The organism is Bradyrhizobium canariense (genome assembly GCF_900105125.1).
In the GTDB taxonomy this organism is placed as follows: domain Bacteria; phylum Pseudomonadota; class Alphaproteobacteria; order Rhizobiales; family Xanthobacteraceae; genus Bradyrhizobium; species Bradyrhizobium canariense_A.
The window spans coordinates 7,693,655-7,716,054 of the sequence record NZ_LT629750.1; the positions used below are offsets into that span (position 1 = coordinate 7,693,655).

Consider the following 22,400-nt stretch of genomic DNA (forward strand, 5'->3'; position numbering starts at 1 on the left):
GTTCAGCGTTCGTTCAATTGGTGGCCGGGCTGACGTCGCGCGAGCGTCCGGCAAAGCGCACGGCGAGGCGATCGAACCAGAGGTAGATCACCGGCGTCGTGAACAGCGTCAGCAACTGACTGACCAGGAGGCCGCCGACGATCGAAATGCCGAGCGGGTGCCTCAATTCGGAGCCCGCGCCGGTGCCCAGCATCAGCGGCAGCGCGCCGAGCACCGCGGCCATCGTGGTCATCAGGATCGGCCTGAACCGCAACAGGCAGGCCTGATAGATCGCCTCGCGCGGCGGCTTGCCCTCGTTGCGCTCGGCATCCAGCGCGAAGTCGATCATCATGATCGCGTTTTTCTTGACGATGCCGATCAGCAGGATGATGCCGATGATCGCCACGATCGTCAGATCGTTGCCGGCGGCCATCAGCGCCAGCAGCGCGCCGATGCCGGCGGAAGGCAGCGTCGACAGAATGGTGATCGGGTGGATGAAGCTCTCATAGAGCACGCCCAGCACGATATAGACGGTGACGATCGCAGCCAGGATCAGGAAGAGCTGATTGGACAGCGACGACTGAAACGCCAGCGCGGCGCCCTGGAACGCGGTGATGACGCTGGCCGGCTGGCCGATATCGACCTGCGCCTGCTTGATCGCCGTCACCGCCTCGCCAAGGGAGGCGCCGGGCGCCAGGTTGAAGGAGATCGTCGCCGCCGGGAATTGGCCGAGATGCGCGACCTGCAGCGGCGCGGTCTCCGTCCGCATCTTGGCCATCACCGACAGCGGCACCGGCGTGCTGCCGACGGAGGAGGGCAGGTAGATCGACGACAGCGAATCCAGCGAGGTCTGCAATTTCGGATCGGCTTCAAGGATGACGCGGTACTGGTTTGAATTGGTGAAGATCGTGGAGACGATGCGCTGGCCGTAGGAATCGTAGAGCGCATTGTCGATCGTGGCGGGCGTGATCCCGAAACGGGCGGCCTGGTTGCGGTCGATATCGACGAACACCGAAAGCCCATATGCCGATATATCGCTGGTTACGTCGGCGAATTGCGGGAGCTGGTTGAGCTTGTCGACAAGTTTCGGCGCCCACTCGTTGAGTTGCGCGGGATCGGAATCCTCGAGGACGAACTGGTATTGGGTGCGGCTGACGGTGCCCTCGATCGTCAGGTCCTGAACCGGCTGCATGTAGAGGGTGATGCCGGTCAGCGAGGCCGTCGCGTCCTTGATGCGCTGCATGATCGTCGCGATGCCGGATTTGCGCTGATCATACGGCTTGAGGTTGATCAGGATGCGTCCGCTGTTGAGCGTGGTGTTGGTCCCGTCCACGCCGATGAACGACGACAGGCTCTCGACTTCGGGGTCTTTCAGGATGACGCTGGCCAGCTGCTGCTGCCGTTCCGCCATCGCTGCATAGGAAACCGACTGCGGCGCTTCGGAGATCGCCTGGATCACGCCGGTGTCCTGAAGCGGGAAGAACCCCTTGGGAATCACGATGTAGAGGAACGCGGTCAGCGCGAAGGTGCCGAGCGCGATGAAAAGCACGAAGGTCTGGCGATCGAGCACCCAATTGAGCGCATGACCATAGAGCTCGATGATGCGGTCGAACCCTTCGCGGCTGTAGCGCTGGAACGCGTTCTCATGCGCTTCGGATTCGGGCTTGAGCAGCTTGGCGCAGGCCATCGGCACCAGCGTCAGCGACACCACGGCCGAGATCAGGATCGTGACCGACAGCGTGATGGCGAATTCCCGGAACAGCCGGCCGACCACGTCTCCCATGAACAACAACGGGATCAGCACCGCGATCAGCGACACCGTCAGCGAAATGATGGTGAAGCCGATCTGCTGGGAGCCTTTAAGCGCGGCTTGCAGCGGCTGTTCGCCCTCTTCGATGTAGCGCGAGATATTCTCGATCACGACGATGGCGTCGTCGACCACGAAACCGGTGGCGATGGTCAGCGCCATCAGCGAAAGATTGTTGAGACTGAAGCCAAACAGGTACATGGCGCCGAGCGTGCCGACCAGCGATAGCGGCACCGACAGGCTCGGGATCAACGTGGCGCGCGCGTTGCGCAGGAACACGAAGATCACCAGCACCACGAGCAACACGGCGAGCGACAGTTCGAACTCCACATCCTCCACCGAGGCGCGGATGGTCACGGTGCGGTCGGTCAGAACGTCGAGGTCGATTGCGGAGGGCAATGAGGCCTGCAATTGCGGCAGCAGCGATTTGATGCCCTGGACCACCGAGATGACGTTGGCGCCGGGCTGCCGCTGGACATTGAGAATGATCGCCGGCGTCTCGTTCATCCAGGCGCCGAGCTTGTCGTTCTCGGCGGCGTCGACGACGTCGCCGACATCGCTGAGGCGGACCGGCGAGCCGTTCTTGTAGGCGACGATCAGCGACTTGTAGTCGGCGGCGTTCTTGATCTGATCATTGGCGTTGATGGTGTAGGCGCGCATCGCGCCGTCGAAATTGCCCTTCGGCGTGTTGATATTGGCGTTGCCGAGCGTGGTCCTGAGATCGTCGATGTTCAGCCCGTAAGCCGCGAGCTTGCGGATGTCGGCCTGGATCCGCACCGCCGGCCGCTGGCCGCCCGAAAGGCTGACAAGGCCGACGCCGGGAAGCTGCGAGATCTTCTGCGCCAGGCGCGTATTAACGAAGTCCTCGACCTGCGTCAGCGGCATGGTTTTCGACGTCAATCCCAACGTCAGGATCGGCGCGTCGGCCGGGTTGACCTTGGCGTAGATCGGCGGCGCCGGAAGATCGGAGGGCAGCAGATTGCCCGCGGCGTTGATCGCGGCCTGCACCTCCTGCTCGGCGACGTCGAGCGAGATGGAAAGCCCGAACTGCAGCGTGATGACGGATGCGCCGGCCGAACTCACCGAGCTCATCTGGTTGAGATTCGGCATCTGGCCGAACTGCACTTCCAGCGGCGCGGTCACCGACGACGTCATCACGTCGGGACTGGCGCCGGGATAGAAGGTCTGCACCTGGATGGTCGGATAATCCACCTCGGGCAGCGCGGCCACGGGAAGGAACTTAAACGCCAGCATGCCGGACAGCATGATGGCGATCATCAGCAATGTTGTCGCCACCGGCCGTAAGATGAACGGCTGGGAGGGACTCATTGCTTTTGTCCGCTATCTTGTTTTTGTTCGCCTTCCGGATGCCGTCTCTTGCCGCCTTTTCCGGCTCCAGGAGTTGATCCGGGAGTTGCACCAGGCGTCGCTCCGGCGCCGGCCGGCTGCACGTTGGTATCGGCCTCCGCGCGCACATTGATCTTGGCGCCATCGCGCAGCTTGTCGGCGCCATCGACGACGATGCGATCGCCGGGCTGCAGCCCCGATTTGACTTCCACGCGGTCGCCATCGGTCACGCCGAGGTCGATCTTGCGGACCGAGACGGTGTCATCGGCGTTGACCAGGTAGACGAACGTGCCGGGCACGCCGCGCTGGACGCCCGCCGTCGGCATCGTGGTGACGCCCTTGTGGGTGTCGAGCAGCAGGCGGATGTTCACGAACTGGTTCGGATAGAGCGCCTCGTTCTCGTTGGGAAACTGCGCGCGCAGCTTGATCGTTCCGGTGGTCGGATCGATCTGGCTGTCGAAGGTCTGCAAGGTGCCGTCGGCGATCTTGGTGGCGCCGCCACGATCAAGCGCGGTCGCAGGCAGCACGGCGCCATCCTGGAGACGTTTCGAAATCGGCTGCAAATTGTCTTCCGGCACCGTGAACAGCACGCTGATCGGCTTCAACTGCGTGATGACCACAAGACCGGTGGCATCGCCCGGCGTGACATAGTTGCCCTGATCGACCTGACGCAATCCGACGCGACCGTCGAGCGGCGACAGGATGCGGCAATAATTCAAGTTGACCTCGGCGGCCCTCACGGCAGCGCGGTCGGCTTCCACCGTGCCCTGATCCTGCGCGACCAGCGCGACCTGGGTATCCAGCGTCTGACGCGGCACCGCATTCTGTGCCGCCAGCCCCTGATAGCGCGCCAGATCGACTTGCGCGCCTTTCAGCAGCGCTTCGTCGCGCGCGAGATTTCCCTTCGCTTGATTCAACGCGGCTTCGTATGGCCTCGGATCGATCTCCGCGATCAGATCGCCTTTCTTGACCTCATCGCCTTCCTTGAAATCGATCTTCATCAGATAGCCGCTGATCTGGCTTCTGATTGTCACCGTCGCCAGCGACGTGACCGTGCCAAGGGCGTTGAGATTGATTCCAATGTCGCCTTTGCCGACAACTTCCGGCACGATCGACATCGGCCCGGCATTGCGGCCGCGTCCGCCGCCCGCCTGCTCCGGCGCGCTCTGCTGCTTGCTCCACCAGACGATGCCGGCAACGATCAGCAGCAACACAAGGCAGGTCAGCACAAAGCGATAGCCCGACCGAGGCTTGACGACTGGCGGAGCGCCAGCCGGAGAGGGAACCGCCCGCTGAGGGGGCGCTTCCTGAGGAGGTTTCACGGGTTGGTTCATGAACGTTCCATTGCCGAACCGTCGCTCATTTTCAGGCCTCTCATTGCGTGACCTGTCGTGGGTATGAATCGTTCAAACTGAGCGTGACGGGCCGATCATTTTAGGCGTTTTGAACGATATCTCGCAACCGCCCCCGGAGCAAAGAAGTACACTTCCAGCAGGGACTTATCGCATTAATAATCGGAAAGAATCATAGGCCTATCCTACACAACCAGCCGCTCAAGCGGCGTTTTTTCGCAGAGATTGCAGGCCTTGCGCGACCGAAAAACCACAGTTTCACAAAAACCTCAGTTTAGTGTGATCCGGCGCGCCCGAGGTTCACTTATTCATTGCTGAGGAGACCGCGCGTTTGGTGCGGAAGTCGGCCGGCTGGAGCGTGTATCCGCGGTTTGCGTTGGCCGGCCCGCGAACGGAATCAGCATCAATCCGAACAGCGCCACGCAGGCCAGCAACGCCCATGCTTCGTTGGTGCTGAGCGCAAACGCGGCCTTCTCGACCATGGGGCGGACATACGCTTCGACGGTCGCGTCCGACACGTCGGGAGGGCGGTGGGTGAACAGATGCACATCAAGCCCGATCGCCCGCGCCGCGGTGATGTCGCCTGCGATCAACCGATCGCGCAGTGCTTCGGCGTGTCCCGCCGTGCGTCCATAGAGGATGGTGTCGATCAATGCGATGCCGATGGCTCCGCCGAGGTTTCGCATCAGGTTGAACAGGCCGCTCGCATCAGGCACCTGCGCGGCCGTCAAGGCGCCGAGTGCCAGTCGGGTCGGCGGCAGCAGGCAGAACATGATGGCGATGCCGCGCAACACCTGCGGCCAGAACATCTCGTCGAAATCCGCAATGCGGCTTTGAAATGCGCTGCAGCCTAGTCCGAGCGCGAACAGGCCAAACCCCATGGCCGACAGCCAGCGCGGATCGCATCGGCTTTCCAGCGCGCCGGCAACCGGCGCGGTGATGAGTTGCGCAACGCCCGTGACCAGCATGATGGTGCCGATCTCGAAGGCATCGTGACGGCGCACATAAGCGAGGAACACCGGCATCAGATAGACCGAACCGAACAGGCCGACGCCGAGGCAGAAACTCAAGGCGCAGCCGATCGCAAACGCGCGCGTGCCCAGCGTCGACAGTTCGACGATGGGGTGCGCGGCCTTCAGTGTCCGGCGCGCGAAGACGATCGCTGCGGCTGCGCTCGTTACGAACAGGATGGAGTTCACCGGAGAAAGCCACCCCTGTTGCGGCGCTTGCTTCAGCGCGATCTCGAGACTCGAAAGCGCGACGACCATCAGCCCGAGAGAATATCCGTCGAGCGTCGCGAGGTCGGAAAGATTAGGTTTGTCGCGCGGCAGCAGGAACGGCGTGGCGCTGGCGGCGATCACGCCGGGAATGACGTTGATCAGGAACAGCCAGTGCCATGAGAAGGTCTCGGTAATCCAGCCGCCGACCACAGGGCCGACCGTCGGCGCCAGCACCGCCATGATGCCGGCCATCGTGGTGGCGATCGGGTGCAGGCGGAGCGGAAACAGCAGGAACACGGCGGAGAACACCGCCGGGATCAGCGTGCCGCCGGCAAAGCCCTGCAGCACGCGGAAACAGATCAGCATCGAAAAGCTGCCGCTGAACGCGCAGCCGATCGAGGCCAAGGTGAACAGGCTGATGGCCGATACGAACAGCCATCGCAATGTCAGCACGCGTGTCAACCATCCCGTCAGCGGGATCGCGATGATCTCGGCGATCAGATACGCCGTCTGAATCCAGCTCATCGCGTCCTGCGAGATCGCAAGCACATGCTGGATCGTGGGCAGCGACGTCGCGACGACCTGGATGTCGAGAATCGCCATGAACATGCCGAGGCACATCAGCACGAAGCCGAGCCATGTGGCGGCACGCGGCGCGTCTGTCTCGATCGGCCGTTCGTTCATGGTGCACCGGACACGATCTTATCACGCGACGCCGCGAGCGCGCGGTTTTCGGCGCGGATGCGGATCGTCAGAACCGCAGCGTTGAGGACCGTGAAGAGGATAGCAAGCCACGGAAGATACAGCGCCAGCGGCAACACGGCGATCTCGCCGGCCACGACAGCGTAATTGGGATGCGACAGAAATCGATAGGGTCCAGCGGATACCAACGGCGCGTCCGGTAGCACGATGATCCGCGTCGTCCAGCGTGAGCCCAGCGTCCACAGCACCCAGCCGCGCAAGCCCTGCAACACGAGATAAACCGCCAAGGCAAAGGCATTCACTTCCTGGTGGCGTCCGAATACCCACAGCGAGACCAGCCACGCCGTATGTACCGCGACGATGAGCGGGTAATGCTTAGGTGAAAGCTCGACGGCCCCGCGTGCCAGCAGTTTGCCTGTATTGTGACGTGAGATGGCGAGTTCTGCGATCCGCTGCAGCGTGACGAGGGCGAGAATGATCTCAGCCAGCGTCAAGTGGCGTGCCGCAGCGTGACGCAGCTTACGGTGAAGCCGGGTCCGAGCGCCGTCAACAATGAACGTGACGGCAGCCCTGCGTTGCGCGCGCGTTCAAGAACGAACAGCACGGTGGGCGCCGACATGTTGCCGTAATCGGCAATGATCTGCCGTTCATGGTCGAGCGTGCCTTGATCCAGCGCCAGCGCCGTCTCCAGTGCGCTGATGACCCGCGCGCCGCCGGGATGGCAGATGAAGCGGTCGATGTCCGCCATCGAGAGCTGCATGTTCGCCAGAATCTGCACCACGGCGGGCTTGAGATGCGCGGTGACGAAATTCGGGATGGTGCGCTGGAAGATCACGCCGAAGCCTTCGGGATCGACGTTCCAGCCCATGATGCCGAGGGTGTTCGGCCAGAGATGTTCGCCGGAATTCTCGATCTGGGTCTCACCGCCATCGCCCGCGCGCAAAATCACCGCGGCCGCGCCGTCGCCGAACAGGCTGGTGGCGACGATATTGGCCTTGGTGAGTTCGTCGAGACGAAGCGCTAGCGAGCATAGCTCGACCGCGACCAGCAACACGTTGCTTCCCGGTCGCGCCTGCGCGAGCCGCGCCGCGATCGACAGGCCCGAAATCCCGCCCGCGCAGCCGAGGCCGAACACCGGCACGCGCGTCACATCGGACCGGAATCCCATGCGGCCGGCGACACGGGCTTCCAGGCTGGGCGTGGCAATTCCGGTGGAGCTGATGGTGACGATCGTGTCGATATTTGCGGCGGAAAGTTGCGCGTTCGCCAGCGCCTTATTCGCGGCATCGACAAAGAGCGCCTCGGCGCCCTCTAGAAAGGCCTTGGTTCGTTCCGGCCAGCCGCGCGGTTGGAGATACCAGTCGAACGGTTTCACGCCGTAACGCTTGACGATCCCGGTATTGGTGAAAATGCTCGACAGCGTTTCGAACTCGGGAAGGCGGGGTCCGAACACTTCCCATGCCGCAGCTAGAACATCCTTCTGCAAAAACACGTTGGGAGGGACAGATGTTGCCAGCGAGACCAGCGCAGCCTTTGGCATCGGCGCACGTTTAGCCGCCGGGGAAACTTTGGGCATTTGGAGTCTCTCCGGGGCTGGTGCCATTGTGATAACAAACATTCGTATGACGCGAATATTTCGGCGGCCGAAAAAAATCACGGATCAGGCGGGTCAATAAAAGGTGAGTCGTTGGTTACCGTTGCGCTTGGGTCACACGCGAGATCGTTACCTCAGAGCGAACGTCATATCGCCTTTTTGCAGCCGTGATCTCTCCCGCCGGCCCTAGCCGGACCGCGGCTTGCTGTGCTTTGATATCTTCACAAGAGCCTGGAGCCCGCGCCCGTGAAGAACAGGCAACCAGAGCCGAAAGGGAGAATGTGCCTTGGAACAACCCGGCCGTACGATGCTGGCCAAAATCTGGGACCAGCATGTCATCGCGCAGATCAGCGATGATACCGATCTCCTTCATGTCGATCGTCATCTGCTGCACGATCTCGGCGGCTCGCGCGGCCTGCTCGATCTCAAGAGCCGCGGTCTCACGGTCCATAATCCGGAATTGACGTTTGCGACGCCGGACCACGCGATTTCGACCGCGCGCGGACGGGCCGGCACCATCAAGATCGGCCAGGAATTGCTGGCGGCGCTGCGGGTCGAGACTTCCGCCAGCGGCATTCAGTTGTTCGATGTCGACGAACCCGGGCAGGGCATCGTTCATGTCATCGGTCCCGAACTGGGCTTGAGCCTCCCCGGCTGCCTCATCGTTTGCGGCGACAGCCATACCTGCACGCATGGCGGGCTGGGTGCGTTGGCGTTTGGTATTGGCTCAAGCGAGCTTACGCATGTGCTGGCGACGCAGGCCCTGATCCAGCGCCGGCCGAAGACCATGCGCGTAAAATTCGAGGGCAAGCTTGCGCTCGGCGTCACCGCCAAGGATCTGATCCTGGCGCTGATCGGCTACGTCGGTGCGGCCGGCGGCACCGGCTACGCCGTCGAATATGCCGGGAGTGCGATCCGCGATCTGCCGGTCGAAGGCCGGCTCACCATCTGCAACCTCTCGATCGAGCTCGGCGCCAAGATGGGCATGGTCGCGCCGGATGAAAAAACCTTCGAATACATCCGCGGGCGCCGCTATGCGCCGCAAGGGGTGATGTGGGAGCAGGCGGTCAGCGCCTGGCGGCAGCTTCCGAGCGATCCCGATGCGGTGTTCGACAGGGAAGTCGTCATCGATGTCGACAAGATCATTCCGCAGGTGACCTGGGGCATCAGCCCGGAACATGTCGTCGGCGTCGACGGTCGCATTCCCGATCCCAAAACGATTGACGATCCGGCGCGCCGTGCCGCGATCGAAACCGCGCTTGATTACATGGGCCTCAAGGGTGGTGCACTGATCGCCGGCACGCCGGTCGATTGGGTTTTCATCGGCTCCTGCACCAACAGCCGCTTGAGCGATCTGCGCGCCGCTGCCGAAGTCGCGCGCGGCCGAAAGGTCGCGCCGGGGGTGCGCGCCTGGATCGTGCCGGGATCGGAAACGGTCAAGCGCGATGCGGTGGCCGAAGGGCTCGACAAGATCTTCACCGACGCCGGCTTCGAATGGCGCGAGCCCGGCTGTTCGATGTGCCTTGCGGCGAACGGCGAGACGGTCGCTCCCGGCCAGCGCTCGGTCTCGACGTCCAATCGCAATTTCATCGGCCGCCAGGGGCCGCGCGCGCGGACCCATCTGGCGAGCCCGGCAAGTGCTGTGGCCGCCGCGATATCCGGCGCCATCGCCGACGCGCGAACGATGGAGCGCTGAGCATGCCGAAACCTTTCAACAAACTCAGCGCGATCGCCGCTCCGATCATGCGCACCAATATCGATACCGACGTGATCATCCGCATCGAACGCCTGGTCGGCAACGGCATTCGCGGCACGCTCAGCAAATGGGCGTTCGGCTCGTTGCGCTATCTGCCCGATGGATCGGAGAATCCTGAGTTCATCCTGAACCGCGAGCCCTATCGGCAGGCGGAGATTCTCGTCACCGGGCCAAATTTCGGCTGCGGCTCTTCCCGCGAGGGTGCGGTATGGGCGCTGCAGGAAATGGGAATCCGCGCCGTGATCGGCTCGGGCTTCGGCGACATCTTCTTCGCCAATTGTTTTCAGAACGGTATCCTGCCCATCATTGTCGACAAGGAGATCGTCGATGGCCTTGCGGCCGAGGTCGAACTTACGCAAGGCGCCGGCCGCATCGGCATCGATCTCGAGGAACAGACCATCACCTCGCCGACAGGCAAGCGGCACCATTTCGAGATCGATCCGCGCCGCCGCGCCGGTCTCCTTAAGGGTCTCGACGAGGTCGCGCTGACCTTGCAGCGCGACGACGAAATCAGGGCGTTCCAGGCGGCCGACCGCAACCGGCGGCCGTGGATTCATTTTGCGGGGACACCGGCATGAATAATCGTTCCAACATGTTCAAGGTCGCCGTCGTCGGCGGCGAGGGTATCGGCCCCGAGGTGACGGCGCAGTCACATCGGGTGCTCAAATGGTTCGCCGCCAATCGCGGTGTGCCAGTGACGATGCGCGAGGCGCAATATGGCATCATTCCGTATCTGGCGACCGGCAAGGTGCTGCCGGAAGATACGGTCGAGGCGATGGAGGAAGCCGACGCCATCCTGTGGGGGGCGACCGGCGGTCCCGAGACCAAGGAAGTGCCACCGGCGGCGCGCAAGGCCGGAAGCCTGCTGTCGATGCGCCGCAAATACGATCTCTACGCGAACTTGCGCCCGATCGTTGCCAGTCCGGCGCTGGCGGACTCCGCGCCGCTGAAGGCCGAAGTGCTGAGGGGCGTCGATTTCGTCATCATCCGCGAACTCACCAGCGGCATCTATTTCGGCGAGCCGCGCGGCATCGAAACGCTTGCCGATGGCCAGCGCCGCGGTTTCAACACCGAGCAATACACCACCAATCAGATCCGTCGCGTCGCCCGCGCCGCGTTTGAGCTGGCACGCACGCGCAAGGGGAAAGTCTGCTCGGTCGACAAGGCGAACGTGCTGGAAACCAGCGTGCTGTGGCGCGAGGAGGTGATTGCGCTTCACAAGCAGGAGTTCTCCGACGTCGAGCTCAACCATCTCTATGTCGACAATGCCGCGATGCAGATCGTGCGCGAGCCGCGTCAGTTCGACGTGATGGTAACAGGCAATATCTTCGGCGACATCTTGTCCGATTGCGCGGCGATGGCGTCGGGCTCGCTCGGCATGCTGCCGTCGGCCTCGCTCGGCCCGGTCGATAAATTCGGCCGTCGCAAGGCGCTTTACGAGCCGGTCCACGGCAGCGCGCCTGACATCGCCGGCAAAGGCATCGCCAATCCGCTCGGCTCCATTCTCAGCGTCGCCATGATGTTGCGCCTGACGCTCGACCGGCCCGACGACGCGGACCTGCTGGAGAAGGCCGTCGACACGGCGTTGGCAAACGGCGCGCGCACAGCCGACATTGCGGAGGCCGGCGCCACAAGATTGTCGACCGAGCAGATGGGCGACGCCGTGCTCAGCGCGCTTGAAAAGGTCGCAGCCAAGCAAAAGGAATCGGTGTGATGGCGACGTCCTTCACCCGGCGGTCCGCGCTGATGATCATTGCCGGCGGCGGCTGCGCTGCTTTCGGTGGGGCGCGCGTTGGACTGGATCGATGTTCACTAGTAGATTGAGGAAGCAGCGGTTGCCTCATTCGTCTGCGTTGGCTGCGGCGGCCCTTCCGATTGGATCAGGATGTTTACGGGAATAGGACTGTTCGCCTTCTGTTGCATCTTCGGGGCAGGGGTGGCCGGTCTTCTGCTGCAAAAAATAATACCGCAAGGCCAACGAACGGACGCCACGCAGAGAATGGTGCAGACCACGATGAACGTGGTGGCCATTGTGGCCGCGCTGGTGCTTGGATTGCTGATCGCCAGTACGAAGAAAAGCTTCGATACGCGAAGCAAGGAGATCGAGGAGTTCAGCGCCAATCTCACGCTGCTTGATCGCGAACTCCAGCATTTTGGGGCGGAACAAAACGACACGCGTTCGCTGCTGCGCGACTTCACGGCGGGAAAAATCGCGCAGACCTGGCCGGCTGAGCGCGGCACGCCGCCGGCGATGGACCACGCCCAGACGGTGAAGATGCTCGATGATATCGAGGATCGGCTGCGGTCTTTGACGCCAACAACCGAGGTTCAGCGCGCCGCCCGGTCGAGCGCCCTGCAACTGGCCGGAGAGCTGAAGCGAACCAGCCGTTTGCTCGCAGTGCAGGAAAGCAGCCGGACACCTCGCCCGTTTCTTATTGTGGTGGTATTCTGGCTCAGCCTGTTGTTTCTCAGCTACGCGATCTTCGCCCCATTCAACGGCATCATTCTCGCGACCATCATCGCCGGTGCGTTTTCGGTGTCGATGGCCGTGAATTTGATTGTCGACATGGACCATCCTTTCGCAGGCTTCATTCGGGTTTCTCCAGCGCCGATGCAGCAGGCCCTCGAAAACATGAAACCCTGATCCACATATCTCCATTCTCTTGTCATCTCACGCGAGGAGTAACGTCATGACACATGCAATCCGTTTTCATAAAACCGGCGGACCCGAGGTTCTGGTCTGGGAGGAAGTCAAACTCGGCAAGCCCGGACCGGGTGAGGCGCGCATTCGCCACACCGCCGTGGGGCTGAACTTTGTCGACATCTACAACCGTGCGGGCGTCTATCCGGTGCCGCTGCCGAGCGGGCTCGGCAGCGAGGGCGCCGGCGTGGTCGAGGAGGTCGGTCCCGGCGTCACTGATCTGAAACCCGGCGACCGCATCGCCTATGGCAGCTCGCCGCTCGGCGCCTATGCCGAAGAGCGGCTGATCCCGGCCGACCGCCTGATCAAGCTGCCTGATGGCATCGACGACAAGACTGCGGCCGCCATGATGCTGAAGGGACTGACGACGCAATACTTGATCCGCCAGACCTATCGCATCAAGGCCGGCGAGACGATCCTGCTGCACGCCGCGGCCGGTGGAGTCGGTCTCATCCTCGGCCAGTGGGCCAAGCATCTCGGCGTCACCGTGATCGGCACCGTCGGCAGCGACGAGAAGGCGAAACTGGCGCAAGCCCATGGCTGCGCCCACACCATCAACTACGCGCGCGAGGATTTCGTGAAGCGCGTCGATGAACTGACCGGCGGCAAGAAAGTGCCCGTGGTGTACGACTCCGTCGGCAAGGACACGTTCATGAAGTCGCTCGATTGCCTGGCGCCGCTGGGTTATCTGGTGCTGTTCGGTGCGTCCTCCGGCAACGTCGAGCCGCTGAACCTCGGCCTGTTGGCACAAAAAGGCTCGCTCTACGTCACCCGCCCGACGCTCAACACCTATGGCGCCAAGCGCGAGAACCTCGTCGCCATGGCGAAAGAGCTGTTCGAGGTCGTGCAATCCGGTGCGGTGAAGATCGAAGTCAACCAGACCTATCCGCTCAAGGACGCCGCGAAAGCCCATGCCGATCTCGCCGCGCGCAAGACCACGGGTTCGACGGTGCTGCTGGTCTAGGACCTCGCGGCCGATACCACGGCACGCGTCCTCTTGCCTTTGCTAGTGCGGGATTTCGATTCAGGCGCAGCGGCGGTAAGTTGGCGCGTGCCAGCGGCCGCTGGCGATCATATGGTTATGTCACGACGAGCCCTTGGCCGGCCTTGGCCGGCTTGTCCTGGCTTTGCTATTTCACCCACAATTTGAGCGGTACTGGTTCCCGATCGGGGCAGTTCATTGTGCCGGTGTAGAAGTCCGATAACCTTCCACTGTAGCTGCACTTGTCACCGGCAACCGACACCGTTGCATCCAGTTGGGAGGATGAGGTCGATATCCGCAAGCGGATATCACCCGTCTTCTCTTCCGGGCCGTCCTGCGTGCACAGGCCGACGTGCTTCATCGTCAATGGTCCGGCGTATTCCTTAGGGGTGCCGGAAGCGTTTTCCGCAACAGTGGCGGTCAGCTCCCACTCGCCGAGATAGCCCAGATATCCGACGACCTGAAGCGATTTAGCACCGGCCGGAGTGGTGAGAACACCGAGCACGACCAGCACAAGGAAGGCTCTCACCGAGGTCCTCCTGTGTTGTCGTGCCACTCAGGGGTTCTTCAAATAAGCGCGGGCGTCGGCGATCTCGGTGCGCGACGTATCCGCGCCATCGGCGATCGCGACGATTTTCTCGTAGTAGTCCCGGGCCTTGGCTTTGTCGCCGGCGCTGTCGGCGGCCTTCGCCGCGCCCACATAGGCGCCCAGCCGATTAGGCTCCTTTTTCAGGGTCGCTTCGAACGCGGCGAGCGCTTCCTTGGCATCGCCATGCTCGAGCAGCATCTCGCCATAGAGTTCGCGCGCCGGCTTGGGTACGCCAGGTGTCACCGGATGCTTCTCGGTCCTGTCCTCGGCATCGGCGGCCGCGCTCATCGCTTTCAGCGCATCGTCGTGCTTGCCTTCGGCGTCCAGTACCCAGGCGCTCGCGACCTGCTGCTGAATGTCCACTTGCTCGGACCAATAGGCGTCCTTCGCATCGCGCAGCTTGTCGCGCAGCTCGCCGAGCTTGGCGATATCATCCTTGGCCGCCTCGGGATTGCCTGAACGGGCGGCGCCGAGCGCGCGGGCGAAATAGGTGATCGCCTGCACATTAGCGAGCGGGCCGGGCCGAACCTGAAGCTCCGCCGCCGCCTTCCAGTCGCCGCGTTCCACCGCATAACGCGCTGGCGATGCCGCCATCGCATACGGACCGGCAACGAAAGTTTCGGCGAAGCCCTGGACCGTATTCATCTCGTCAATGACGGCCTTCGCCTTGTCGTCCTGCCCGAGTTGGAGATAGGCATAGACCAGATAGTCCATGGCGTGCAGTTCGTCGCTGCTCTCCCTGGCGGCTTTGGCAACGCGCACCGATTCGACATTGGATGCGATCGACTCCTTCCAATAACCGACGCGGGTGAAAATATGCGAAGGCATGTGCTGGGCATGCGCTGCTGCAGGCGCGATCTTGGCGTAGCGCCGGGCAGCTTCGAGGCCCTTGTCCGCGATCGCCGGATAATCGTAGAGGTGAATCAAATAGTGCGCTACGCCGGGGTGTTGCGGCTGGCGTTTTGCGATCACTTCCAGGATCGCCGCGCCTTTGAGCTGGTTGGCATAGGTCTTGTCGGATGGCGACGCCGAGGTATTCAGCGCGAGCGCATAATAGATCTGGGCTTCGTCGTCATCGGGATAGCGCTGTGCGAGCTGTTCCATGGCTTTGGTGTAGGCCAGCATGCGCGTGCGATGATCGACCTTGTCATAATCGGCATACATGGCGCTGAGCGCGTCGATGTAGTCACGCTCACGCTGCGTCTTGGCGCCGATGCTCTTGGCCTTCGCCAGTGCGGCGGCACCCTCGGCGAGGTTCTTCGCAGGCGGTGGCGTGTGGGGATTCCAGAGCAGGCTCAGCGCGATGCCCCAATCGGCGATGCCGCATTGCGGATCGGCCTTGAGCACGCCCTCGAATTCCCGTTGCGAGGCACGATACCAGAACGAATGTTGATACAGCATTCCACGGTCGAATAGCTTCTGCGCTTCCGGATTGCACGATGTCTCGAAATGCACCGTGCCCAGCGTCTTGTCGTCCGACTGTCCGAATGCGGGCTGGACCAACGAAAGTCCGGCCGCTGCCAAGATTGCCAATGACGTTCTGATCATGATCCGGCTCCCACACTGTTCGGTTTTGCCGATCGTGCTGCAGTTTAGGCCAATCGCTCGAGACCGGCTATGCAATTACCGCATCGCTATGCAAATTCCGGCGAGAACCCAGGGAAGGGAGGTTCTGACCGTCTGCTGAGATACGTCAGTCATGTTGACGCCTGACCTGGACTTCGACAAAGCCCTGCGAGATAGATCCAGCGAGATCGGTCCTGTTGCCTTGCAAAAAACCTCAAGCACTGATTGTTTGCGGTCTCGTTGCGAATAATCTCACCGGCTGGATCCCTTCATGAACCTTTCGCATCTGCTCAATGCCCGCCGCGCCGCGGGAAAACCCGTCCGCGTCTCGCTGATCGGCGCCGGCAAGTTTGGCTCGATGTTCCTGTCGCAAGTGCCGCATACGCCGGGGCTTGAAGTGCCTGTAATCGTCGACCTCGATCCGGAGCGCGCGCGCGAGGCCTGCCGCACCGTCGGCTGGGACGCGGAACGGATCGCGGCGACATCGTTTGTTACCGACGGCGCCAAGGCGATCGCGGGCAATGTCGAAGTGGTGGTGGAAGCGACCGGCAATCCCGCTGTCGGCATCCGTCATGCCCGCGCCGCGATTGCGGCCGGCAAGCATATCGTGATGGTTAATGTCGAGGCCGATGTGCTGGCCGGGCCGCTGCTCGCCGACGAAGCGCGCAAGGCCGGCGTGGTTTATTCGCTGGCCTATGGCGATCAGCCGGCGCTGACATCAGAGATGGTGGACTGGGCCCGCGCTACCGGTTTTCACGTCGTCGCCGCGGGCAAGGGCACCAAATATCTCCCGGCCTATCACGACGTGACGCCAAAGGATGTCTGGGGGCATTACGGGCTGACCGCGGGCGAGGCGCAATCGGCCGGCATGAATCCGCAGATGTTCAATTCGTTCCTGGACGGCACCAAATCGGCAATCGAAATGGCTGCCATCGCCAATGCCTGCGGTCTCGACGTGCCGACCGGCGGACTGTTGTTCCCGCCGTGCGGCGTCGACGATCTGCCGCACATCATGCGGCCGAAGGACAAAGGCGGCGCGCTGGAAAAATCCGGCGTGGTCGAAGTGGTCTCATCGCTGGAGCGCGATGGCCGGCCGGTGTTCCGCGATCTGCGCTGGGGTGTCTATGTGGTGCTGGAAGCGCCGAACGATTACGCCGCCGACTGTTTCAGGCAATATGGCCTGAAGACCGATGCCAGCGGGCGTTACGCCGCGATGTACAAGCCCTATCATCTGATCGGGCTGGAACTGAACATCTCGATCCTGTCGGCGGCGCTGCGCGGCGAGCCGACCGGGCAGCCGCACGGTTTTCGTGGCGATGCCGTCGCGGTCGCCAAGCGTGACCTGCGCGCCGGCGAAATGCTGGACGGCGAGGGCGGCTATACGGTGTGGGGCAAACTGATGCCGGCAGCCGCCAGCCTCGCCGCCGGCGCGCTACCGATTGGATTGGCGCACAAGGTGAAGCTGAAGAACAACATCGCCCATGGCGCGGTGGTGCGCTGGAGCGACGTCGAGATCGACGCCAATGACGAGACGGTCAGGACGCGGCGGGCGATGGAAGAGAAGTTTCGCGGCGCACAGCTATGAATGTGAATGCGTAAACGATCCTTCGTCGATTTTCCTGAGAAGCAGGAGGTCAAGCGCCTTCGCGTGTGGGAAGCCCTACGAAGCGCGGTTAACCGCACCCGTATCAATACCATTCAAGCGAATTTGCATGGCTTGCGCAGACACTCCAAAAAGCATCGCAAGCCGTGTAAGGTCGCGTTCCCGGACTCGCCAAACTTTTACAAGCCGAACTGGCATCAAGATATCGGCGGCCATTCTGTTTGCTTGAACTTCATAGTGATCGGACAACTGCGCGCTGCGATACATTGTATCGTCAACAACGCCAGTTTCGATTAGGTCTCGGTGAAGTATGAAGTGGGCCAATTCATGAGCAAACGTGAACCGTCGCCGGTTAGGATGTTCACTCGAATTTACATAAATCGCGAAACCCGATGGACCACCTTTAACTTTATCTCGCATTATCTGGCCGGACACCCCTGAACCCAAAGGCATCTGGTAGACCCTTACGCCAAGAGCGTGCGCGATCCCATCGAGATCAATAGGCGGTCTCTGTTGATACCTTGCAACGACTCCAAGTGGGCTTTCATTCATTTCCATTTGGTGTCTCTGACTGATCTAACGACTCTACAATTTCAGCAGCTTCGTTCGGAGTCGTTTCTGCCGGTTTACCTTCCAAGACGGTTCTGGCCGCCACCGATTCTGCAACTTCTCTCGCAATTTTCGTCGCTAGCCTCTCTGCGGTCCCGCTTGCGGTGCTAGTCGCCACCCTCTCTGCAGTAGCGCGAGCCTCCTCCCGAAGTGCGGTGAAGCCCCAAATAGCAGCAACTGCAACAAAAACCGTTAAAGCAGCAATGATAACAGCAAGTGCTGTGAGTACTATAGAAATAAAATCTTTATATTCAATAGCTTGGGTCTGCACTAATCCCCCACGGGAGACAATATAAAGGACGAACAACGCAAATACTGCGTTGAGAAACAGAATTAGCGCCACCTGCAATCGGGATGATCTCCCCCTACGTCGCTCGCCACTCAAATCGGTCATTTCGACTTTTTCTTTGCCCCCGCGGTGGGCTTGGAGCGCCCGTCACCCACCTTCATTTCCCCGTTAGGTGTCGGACTCATCTGGAATAGCGCTCTCATCTGATTTCGCGTCTCGCCCAGATTCTCGCTCGTTTTTCTCGTCGACTTGCATCAACTTTTTCGAAAGAGTGGGGAGATCCTTGTCCAATTGCTCTATTAACTCGGCGCCCATACCGCTTAGTTTCCCAAGATACTCCGTATAAAGGTCGTGGATTCTTTTATCCACATTGGGATCGATTGCTTCGATCTTATCTTTGAATACAAGATGTATATCTGTCCGAGAGCCGACGCCGGGTGCGATTTCGGCAGCTTTTTTTGCGGCGAAAGCTACCGCTAATGAATAAGCATAGTAGGTTGAATTCGAGTATCTGGCTTGCATAAGTCGGGACTTGGCGTGCCACGCTCCTATGCCAATAGCACCAAAACCAACGTCATCAAGACAATGTGCGGACCCTTGGCTGTCCACCAGGTAGATATGGGCGTTATTCCCATCTGCTCCGACTATCAACGCTTCTACATCTGGCCCCTGATGGTTTTGAAGCTGACTCGTGATGTTGCTCACGAAATCGGCGGACATTTCCTTTTGCTCAGCGAGAAACGAATCGGAGTTCAGTCCGAGGGGAGCGAGGTAGATATCCTCTGCTTGCTTGCGCTTAATAGCTTGGATGGATTGGCCGTAGTTCTGCGCAATACTGTAAGGGGATGGATTTCTTATCCCCCGCATTTTGAGATGAGTATCATGAATTGCTTGGGAATGCGTTGAGTAGTCCCCCGCGATCATGAGGAGCGCTCGATCAGACATGAACGCTACTTTGAGCTGGGCTGGTTCATATTGAACGTCGCCGGCAGTAATCATCCGGTCGGATAATGCAATCGCGACCAATCCGACTCGGGGCGGCTCACCAACTTGAGCATAATTCCATCTGAATAACGTCGCTATGCAGACAGTCACGGGCACCTTCTCCCTGAATCTTGGGTTGAAAATACCACAATATTCAACTTTTGGGAATTTGCGAAAGTTGCGGCGCGTGCGTTTCACCTTTGTCAGCAAACCGACGCCCATCACACCGTCTCATGCTTGCGCAGGTCGCGGGCATGATCGAACCGGCTGGCCTGCAGATCGACTTCTGTCGCCGAAATGTCGGGAAGCGCGGCCTCGGCGAGAATCTCGGCGGTAATATCGTCGACCGCAGAATCGGCGATCTCGTGGATGAAGCTGATATTCTTGTATTCGCCGGACGCCACGCGCGAGATCACTTCGCGCCTCGTGATTTCGGGGTCGACGATCGCTTCGCGTCCGCGCCGCCCGTAATCGATCATCACGACGAAATATTGCAAAGGCGAGGGTCTTTCCAGGGCGGGATACCGTTTTTTGTCTCGGCAGCAAGTATTTCCGAAAATCAGAAGTAAGTCAAGGATAATTTCGGAAAATCGGAAAAACTGCGAGGGCGACGACTCAAGCCCGGCAGCCCTAGAGAATCACCCCGCGTGATCATTTCGCGCCGCTCTTGACCGCCTTGCGGGTGCGGGCCGCGGCCCTGGCGCGGAGGCGCTCGATCTGGCCCCTTGGCAGGGTGACGCAGATCTCGCCGATCCACTCCAGCTTCACCCCGATGATCGGCTTGGCGTTGAAGCTGGTGAGGTTGACCACGGTCGTGGACTTTCCGCGCTCGATGGTTTTGAGGTAGCGCTCGCCGGTCTTCAGCCGCACCGCGGCCTCTTCGCCATAGAAGCTCGAGATCGGGTGGCGCTGCTCGCGGTACACCACGATGATGTCGCCATTCTCGTATTTCGGCAGCATGGAATCGCCTGATACTTCGAATGCGATGGTCTCCTCGGCGATCGGGAACGGCAGCTCGACTTCGCCAAGACCTTCCGGCGGCACCTGCTCGTGCTCCGGTTCGATCGAGGCGCCGGCGCCGACGCGGCCCATGATCGGCACCGAGTTCAGTTCGAGATAGTCGATGATCGGAGCGATCTCCGACGCCTTGATCAGGCGAATGCCCGAGAGGATTTCTGAGACCGCGCCCGGGCGCACGCCCATGGCGGTGGCGAGGCCGCCCTTGGTCTTGCCCGGCTTTTGCAGCCCACGTTCGATCAACCTGATGTCTAGCATATGCCATGCTTTCCGAATTTCAGAAATGATAGCAATTCCGATTATCAGAAATCAAGCTTGACTTTGATTTCGGAATATCAGAAATTAACGGAGGCGCCGAGCGACGACAAAAAGAGCAGGGACAAATAATGGAACTGACCAACTGGGCGCCCGAGCATTCGGACGCGCTGCGGGACTATCTTGCCCTCGGCATGTCCTATTCGGAGATCACGCGGGCGATCAACGCGAAATTCAACACCGCCTATTCCCGCAATGCCGCGATCGGCCGCGCCAGGCGGATGGGACTTGCCGGCGATGATCGTCCGAAGGACTGGGCGAGGCTGCCGCCGAAGGCGCAGCAGATGAGTCTTCACCGGCTGCGCGAACGCTATGCGGCGGCGTCGCGCTGGTTCGGGCCGACCTTTGAGCGCGTGGAGATCCCAAAGCTCCGTTGCGTCGAGATCGATCCGCGCCATCTGTCGCTCTTCGAGCTTGAGCCCGGTGATTGCCGTTACCCCTATGGCGGCGACGAGGAGGGCGAGGCCATCACTTTCTGCGGCCACCCGCAGCGCGAGGAGTCCAGCTACTGCACCGCGCATTTTCATCTGACGCGTGGCCCCGATGCGGCGCCGGAACGCGCCGTCAGCGCGGCGCGCCTCAGGATCGTGGAGGCGGCATGAAACACGAACCGAACCCACCGATCGCAATCATGGCCGACCGCATGAAGCCGTTGCCGCGCCGGCATCGCATCGCGCATCTGCGCGCGCTGATCGGCCAGCAACCACTCCAATCCACGCGCAGGCGCGAACTCGCGGCCCTGTTGCGCGACGAAACGACGGCGCAGGCCGGCGAGGGAGGCTGCGCCGTATGAACCGCCCCTGGATGCCGCTCTATGTCGGCGACTATCTTGGCGACACCGGCCACCTGACCACAGCGCAGCACGGCGCGTATCTGCTGCTGATGATGCATTACTGGCGCAAGGGAGAGTTGCCCGACGACGACCGGCAACTCTCCAAGATCACCAAGCTGCCGCTGCGAACCTGGTGCGAATATCGCGCGACCTTGCAGGATTTTTTCCATGAGGGATGGAAGCACAAGCGCATCGATGCCGAATTGGAGAAGATGATGCGGGTTTCCGCCAAGCGCGCCATTGCCGGACAAAAGGGCGGTATCGGTTCGGCGCTGGCCCGCATGAAACTGGAAAACCGCGCGCATGGGCGATCGGCGCCCGCGCGAGCAATTGCCGTGCAAACGTTGGCCCACGCTGAAGTCGGCGTCGACCACTCACAATCACACAAGAATCTTCTTCTCGGTGAGCGGAGTTCAGCTGATCCGCCGGCGCAGCAGCAAACAGGTCGCGCCGAAAAACCCGCCATCCCCGTCAGCGCCGAGTTGGCGGCCTATGTCGCCAAGAGAACGCCGTAGCGCGAACGGCATCACCGGAATTTCAAAACCTCATTCGGACAGAGGAGTTTTCAGCATGCCACGGGCAAAGCGCAACAAGCCGTACAATCCGGCCAAGGTTCATGACCGAAAGTCCCGCGATCTCTTGCGTAACGCCGATGTCGCGCCGGTCGAGGTCGACGATCCCCTGGGGCTTGAGCCCGGCGACAGGATCGTCACGCTGCGTTCGCTGCGCAACGATCCCCTGGGCAGATTGCACTCGCATCGTCAGATCGACGAGGCGCAGTACCAGGGCGGGCGTTCCTTTCAGAACGATTGGGAGAAGGCCGAGCGGGGCCCGCAGGCAGTCGATCCCTCCCGGGAATATGTCGATGGTGGGCAGTTTCGCGAGCCCATCACCGAAGGCCAGCGCAAGGCGGTGCTGCGGCTGAACCGGGTCGAGCGAGAGCTCGGCGCCGATGGCTCGGCGCTGGTGCATGAGGTCCTGATCCTGGGGCTGACCATGGAGCAGATCAGCCAGCAGCGGGGGTTGCGCGGCCAGCGCTGGCTCGATTATTTCGCGCGGCGCTTCCGTGAATGCCTCGACCGGCTGGCGCTGGTCTACGGATTTGCGACAGAGAAACGGTGATGGGGCGTACCGCGTGTTGTCGGCGTGTTCTTAA

At 61.4% G+C, this 22,400-nt stretch carries 22 protein-coding genes; 10 read left to right on the forward strand and 12 right to left on the reverse strand.

Annotated features, from left to right (window positions below; genetic code table 11):
• Positions 1-13: 13 nt before the first annotated feature.
• From BLV09_RS36180 to BLV09_RS36200, 5 genes are all read right to left on the reverse strand, one after another.
• Complete coding sequence (locus tag BLV09_RS36180; RefSeq protein ID WP_100383062.1) at positions 14-3,115, reverse strand: MdtB/MuxB family multidrug efflux RND transporter permease subunit; 3,102 nt, start codon at positions 3,113-3,115, stop codon at positions 14-16.
• Entirely contained in the window at positions 3,112-4,467 is a 1,356-nt protein-coding gene (locus BLV09_RS36185; protein ID WP_146690830.1) for an MdtA/MuxA family multidrug efflux RND transporter periplasmic adaptor subunit, read from the reverse strand. The genes BLV09_RS36180 and BLV09_RS36185 overlap by 4 nt, the downstream gene beginning before the upstream one ends.
• Before the next feature lie 326 nt (positions 4,468-4,793).
• Positions 4,794-6,389: a DHA2 family efflux MFS transporter permease subunit gene (locus BLV09_RS36190; RefSeq protein ID WP_244548923.1), complete on the reverse strand. Its 1,596-nt coding sequence runs from the start codon at positions 6,387-6,389 to the stop codon at positions 4,794-4,796.
• Positions 6,386-6,901, reverse strand: a complete 516-nt coding sequence (locus tag BLV09_RS36195; RefSeq protein ID WP_146690831.1) for an isoprenylcysteine carboxyl methyltransferase family protein — start codon at positions 6,899-6,901, stop codon at positions 6,386-6,388. The genes BLV09_RS36190 and BLV09_RS36195 overlap by 4 nt, the downstream gene beginning before the upstream one ends.
• Positions 6,898-7,983, reverse strand: a complete 1,086-nt coding sequence (locus tag BLV09_RS36200) for a type III polyketide synthase (protein WP_349536707.1) — start codon at positions 7,981-7,983, stop codon at positions 6,898-6,900. The genes BLV09_RS36195 and BLV09_RS36200 overlap by 4 nt, the downstream gene beginning before the upstream one ends.
• Positions 7,984-8,308: 325 nt before the next feature.
• Here BLV09_RS36200 and leuC point away from each other — a divergent pair, with 325 nt between their 5' ends.
• The 5 genes from leuC (at position 8,309) to BLV09_RS36225 (ending at position 13,422) form a co-directional block, all read left to right on the forward strand.
• Positions 8,309-9,697, forward strand: coding sequence for a 3-isopropylmalate dehydratase large subunit (gene leuC, locus BLV09_RS36205; protein WP_146691459.1), 1,389 nt, complete (start codon positions 8,309-8,311; stop codon positions 9,695-9,697).
• Positions 9,698-9,699: 2 nt separating this feature from the next.
• A complete protein-coding gene (gene leuD / locus BLV09_RS36210; protein ID WP_146690832.1) occupies positions 9,700-10,335 on the forward strand; it encodes a 3-isopropylmalate dehydratase small subunit in 636 nt (211 codons plus the stop codon).
• Positions 10,332-11,471 (forward strand): 3-isopropylmalate dehydrogenase, encoded by a 1,140-nt coding sequence (leuB, locus tag BLV09_RS36215; RefSeq protein WP_167559015.1) that lies wholly within the window; start codon positions 10,332-10,334, stop codon positions 11,469-11,471. Before leuD ends, leuB begins: the two co-directional genes overlap by 4 nt.
• A 285-nt stretch (positions 11,472-11,756) precedes the next feature.
• Positions 11,757-12,401, forward strand: a complete 645-nt coding sequence (locus tag BLV09_RS36220; RefSeq protein WP_244548924.1) for a DUF4239 domain-containing protein — start codon at positions 11,757-11,759, stop codon at positions 12,399-12,401.
• A 46-nt stretch (positions 12,402-12,447) separates the two neighbouring features.
• Positions 12,448-13,422: a quinone oxidoreductase family protein gene (locus tag BLV09_RS36225; protein WP_100383055.1), complete on the forward strand. Its 975-nt coding sequence runs from the start codon at positions 12,448-12,450 to the stop codon at positions 13,420-13,422.
• Positions 13,423-13,588: 166 nt separating this feature from the next.
• On the opposite strand, the gene BLV09_RS36230 is transcribed toward BLV09_RS36225, so the two are convergent.
• Entirely contained in the window at positions 13,589-13,969 is a 381-nt protein-coding gene (locus tag BLV09_RS36230; RefSeq protein WP_146690835.1) for a hypothetical protein, read from the reverse strand.
• 27 nt (positions 13,970-13,996) lie between these two features.
• Positions 13,997-15,577, reverse strand: a complete 1,581-nt coding sequence (locus BLV09_RS36235) for a tetratricopeptide repeat protein (protein ID WP_146690836.1) — start codon at positions 15,575-15,577, stop codon at positions 13,997-13,999.
• A 289-nt stretch (positions 15,578-15,866) separates the two neighbouring features.
• On the opposite strand from BLV09_RS36235, the gene BLV09_RS36240 reads away from it, so the two are divergent.
• Positions 15,867-17,180, forward strand: a complete 1,314-nt coding sequence (locus tag BLV09_RS36240) for an NAD(P)H-dependent oxidoreductase (protein WP_167559016.1) — start codon at positions 15,867-15,869, stop codon at positions 17,178-17,180.
• A 75-nt stretch (positions 17,181-17,255) separates the two neighbouring features.
• On the opposite strand, the gene BLV09_RS36245 is transcribed toward BLV09_RS36240, so the two are convergent.
• The 5 genes from BLV09_RS36245 to BLV09_RS36265 form a co-directional block, all read right to left on the reverse strand.
• Positions 17,256-17,756 (reverse strand): ImmA/IrrE family metallo-endopeptidase, encoded by a 501-nt coding sequence (locus BLV09_RS36245; protein WP_146690838.1) that lies wholly within the window; start codon positions 17,754-17,756, stop codon positions 17,256-17,258.
• Complete coding sequence (locus BLV09_RS36250) at positions 17,743-18,201, reverse strand: hypothetical protein (RefSeq protein WP_167559017.1); 459 nt, start codon at positions 18,199-18,201, stop codon at positions 17,743-17,745. Before BLV09_RS36250 ends, BLV09_RS36245 begins: the two co-directional genes overlap by 14 nt.
• A gap of 63 nt (positions 18,202-18,264) precedes the next feature.
• A complete protein-coding gene (locus tag BLV09_RS36255; protein ID WP_146690840.1) occupies positions 18,265-19,302 on the reverse strand; it encodes a hypothetical protein in 1,038 nt (345 codons plus the stop codon).
• The gene (locus BLV09_RS36260) at positions 19,302-19,577 is read right to left on the reverse strand and encodes a hypothetical protein (RefSeq protein ID WP_167559019.1); all 276 of its coding nucleotides are present in this window, start codon (positions 19,575-19,577) and stop codon (positions 19,302-19,304) included. Before BLV09_RS36260 ends, BLV09_RS36255 begins: the two co-directional genes overlap by 1 nt.
• A gap of 154 nt (positions 19,578-19,731) precedes the next feature.
• The gene (locus BLV09_RS36265; RefSeq protein WP_146690841.1) at positions 19,732-20,355 is read right to left on the reverse strand and encodes a S24 family peptidase; all 624 of its coding nucleotides are present in this window, start codon (positions 20,353-20,355) and stop codon (positions 19,732-19,734) included.
• 128 nt (positions 20,356-20,483) lie between these two features.
• On the opposite strand from BLV09_RS36265, the gene BLV09_RS36270 reads away from it, so the two are divergent.
• From BLV09_RS36270 to BLV09_RS36285, 4 genes are read left to right on the forward strand one after another with little or no spacing between them, the layout of a single operon-like run.
• The gene (locus tag BLV09_RS36270; RefSeq protein WP_146690842.1) at positions 20,484-21,014 is read left to right on the forward strand and encodes a GcrA family cell cycle regulator; all 531 of its coding nucleotides are present in this window, start codon (positions 20,484-20,486) and stop codon (positions 21,012-21,014) included.
• On the forward strand, positions 21,011-21,205 hold the full coding sequence (locus tag BLV09_RS36275) for a hypothetical protein (protein ID WP_146690843.1): 195 nt from the start codon (positions 21,011-21,013) through the stop codon (positions 21,203-21,205). Before BLV09_RS36270 ends, BLV09_RS36275 begins: the two co-directional genes overlap by 4 nt.
• Positions 21,202-21,759 (forward strand): YdaU family protein, encoded by a 558-nt coding sequence (locus BLV09_RS36280; RefSeq protein ID WP_146690844.1) that lies wholly within the window; start codon positions 21,202-21,204, stop codon positions 21,757-21,759. The genes BLV09_RS36275 and BLV09_RS36280 overlap by 4 nt, the downstream gene beginning before the upstream one ends.
• 55 nt (positions 21,760-21,814) lie before the next feature.
• Positions 21,815-22,366, forward strand: coding sequence for a hypothetical protein (locus BLV09_RS36285; RefSeq protein ID WP_100383047.1), 552 nt, complete (start codon positions 21,815-21,817; stop codon positions 22,364-22,366).
• The last annotated feature ends 34 nt before the right edge of the window (positions 22,367-22,400 follow it).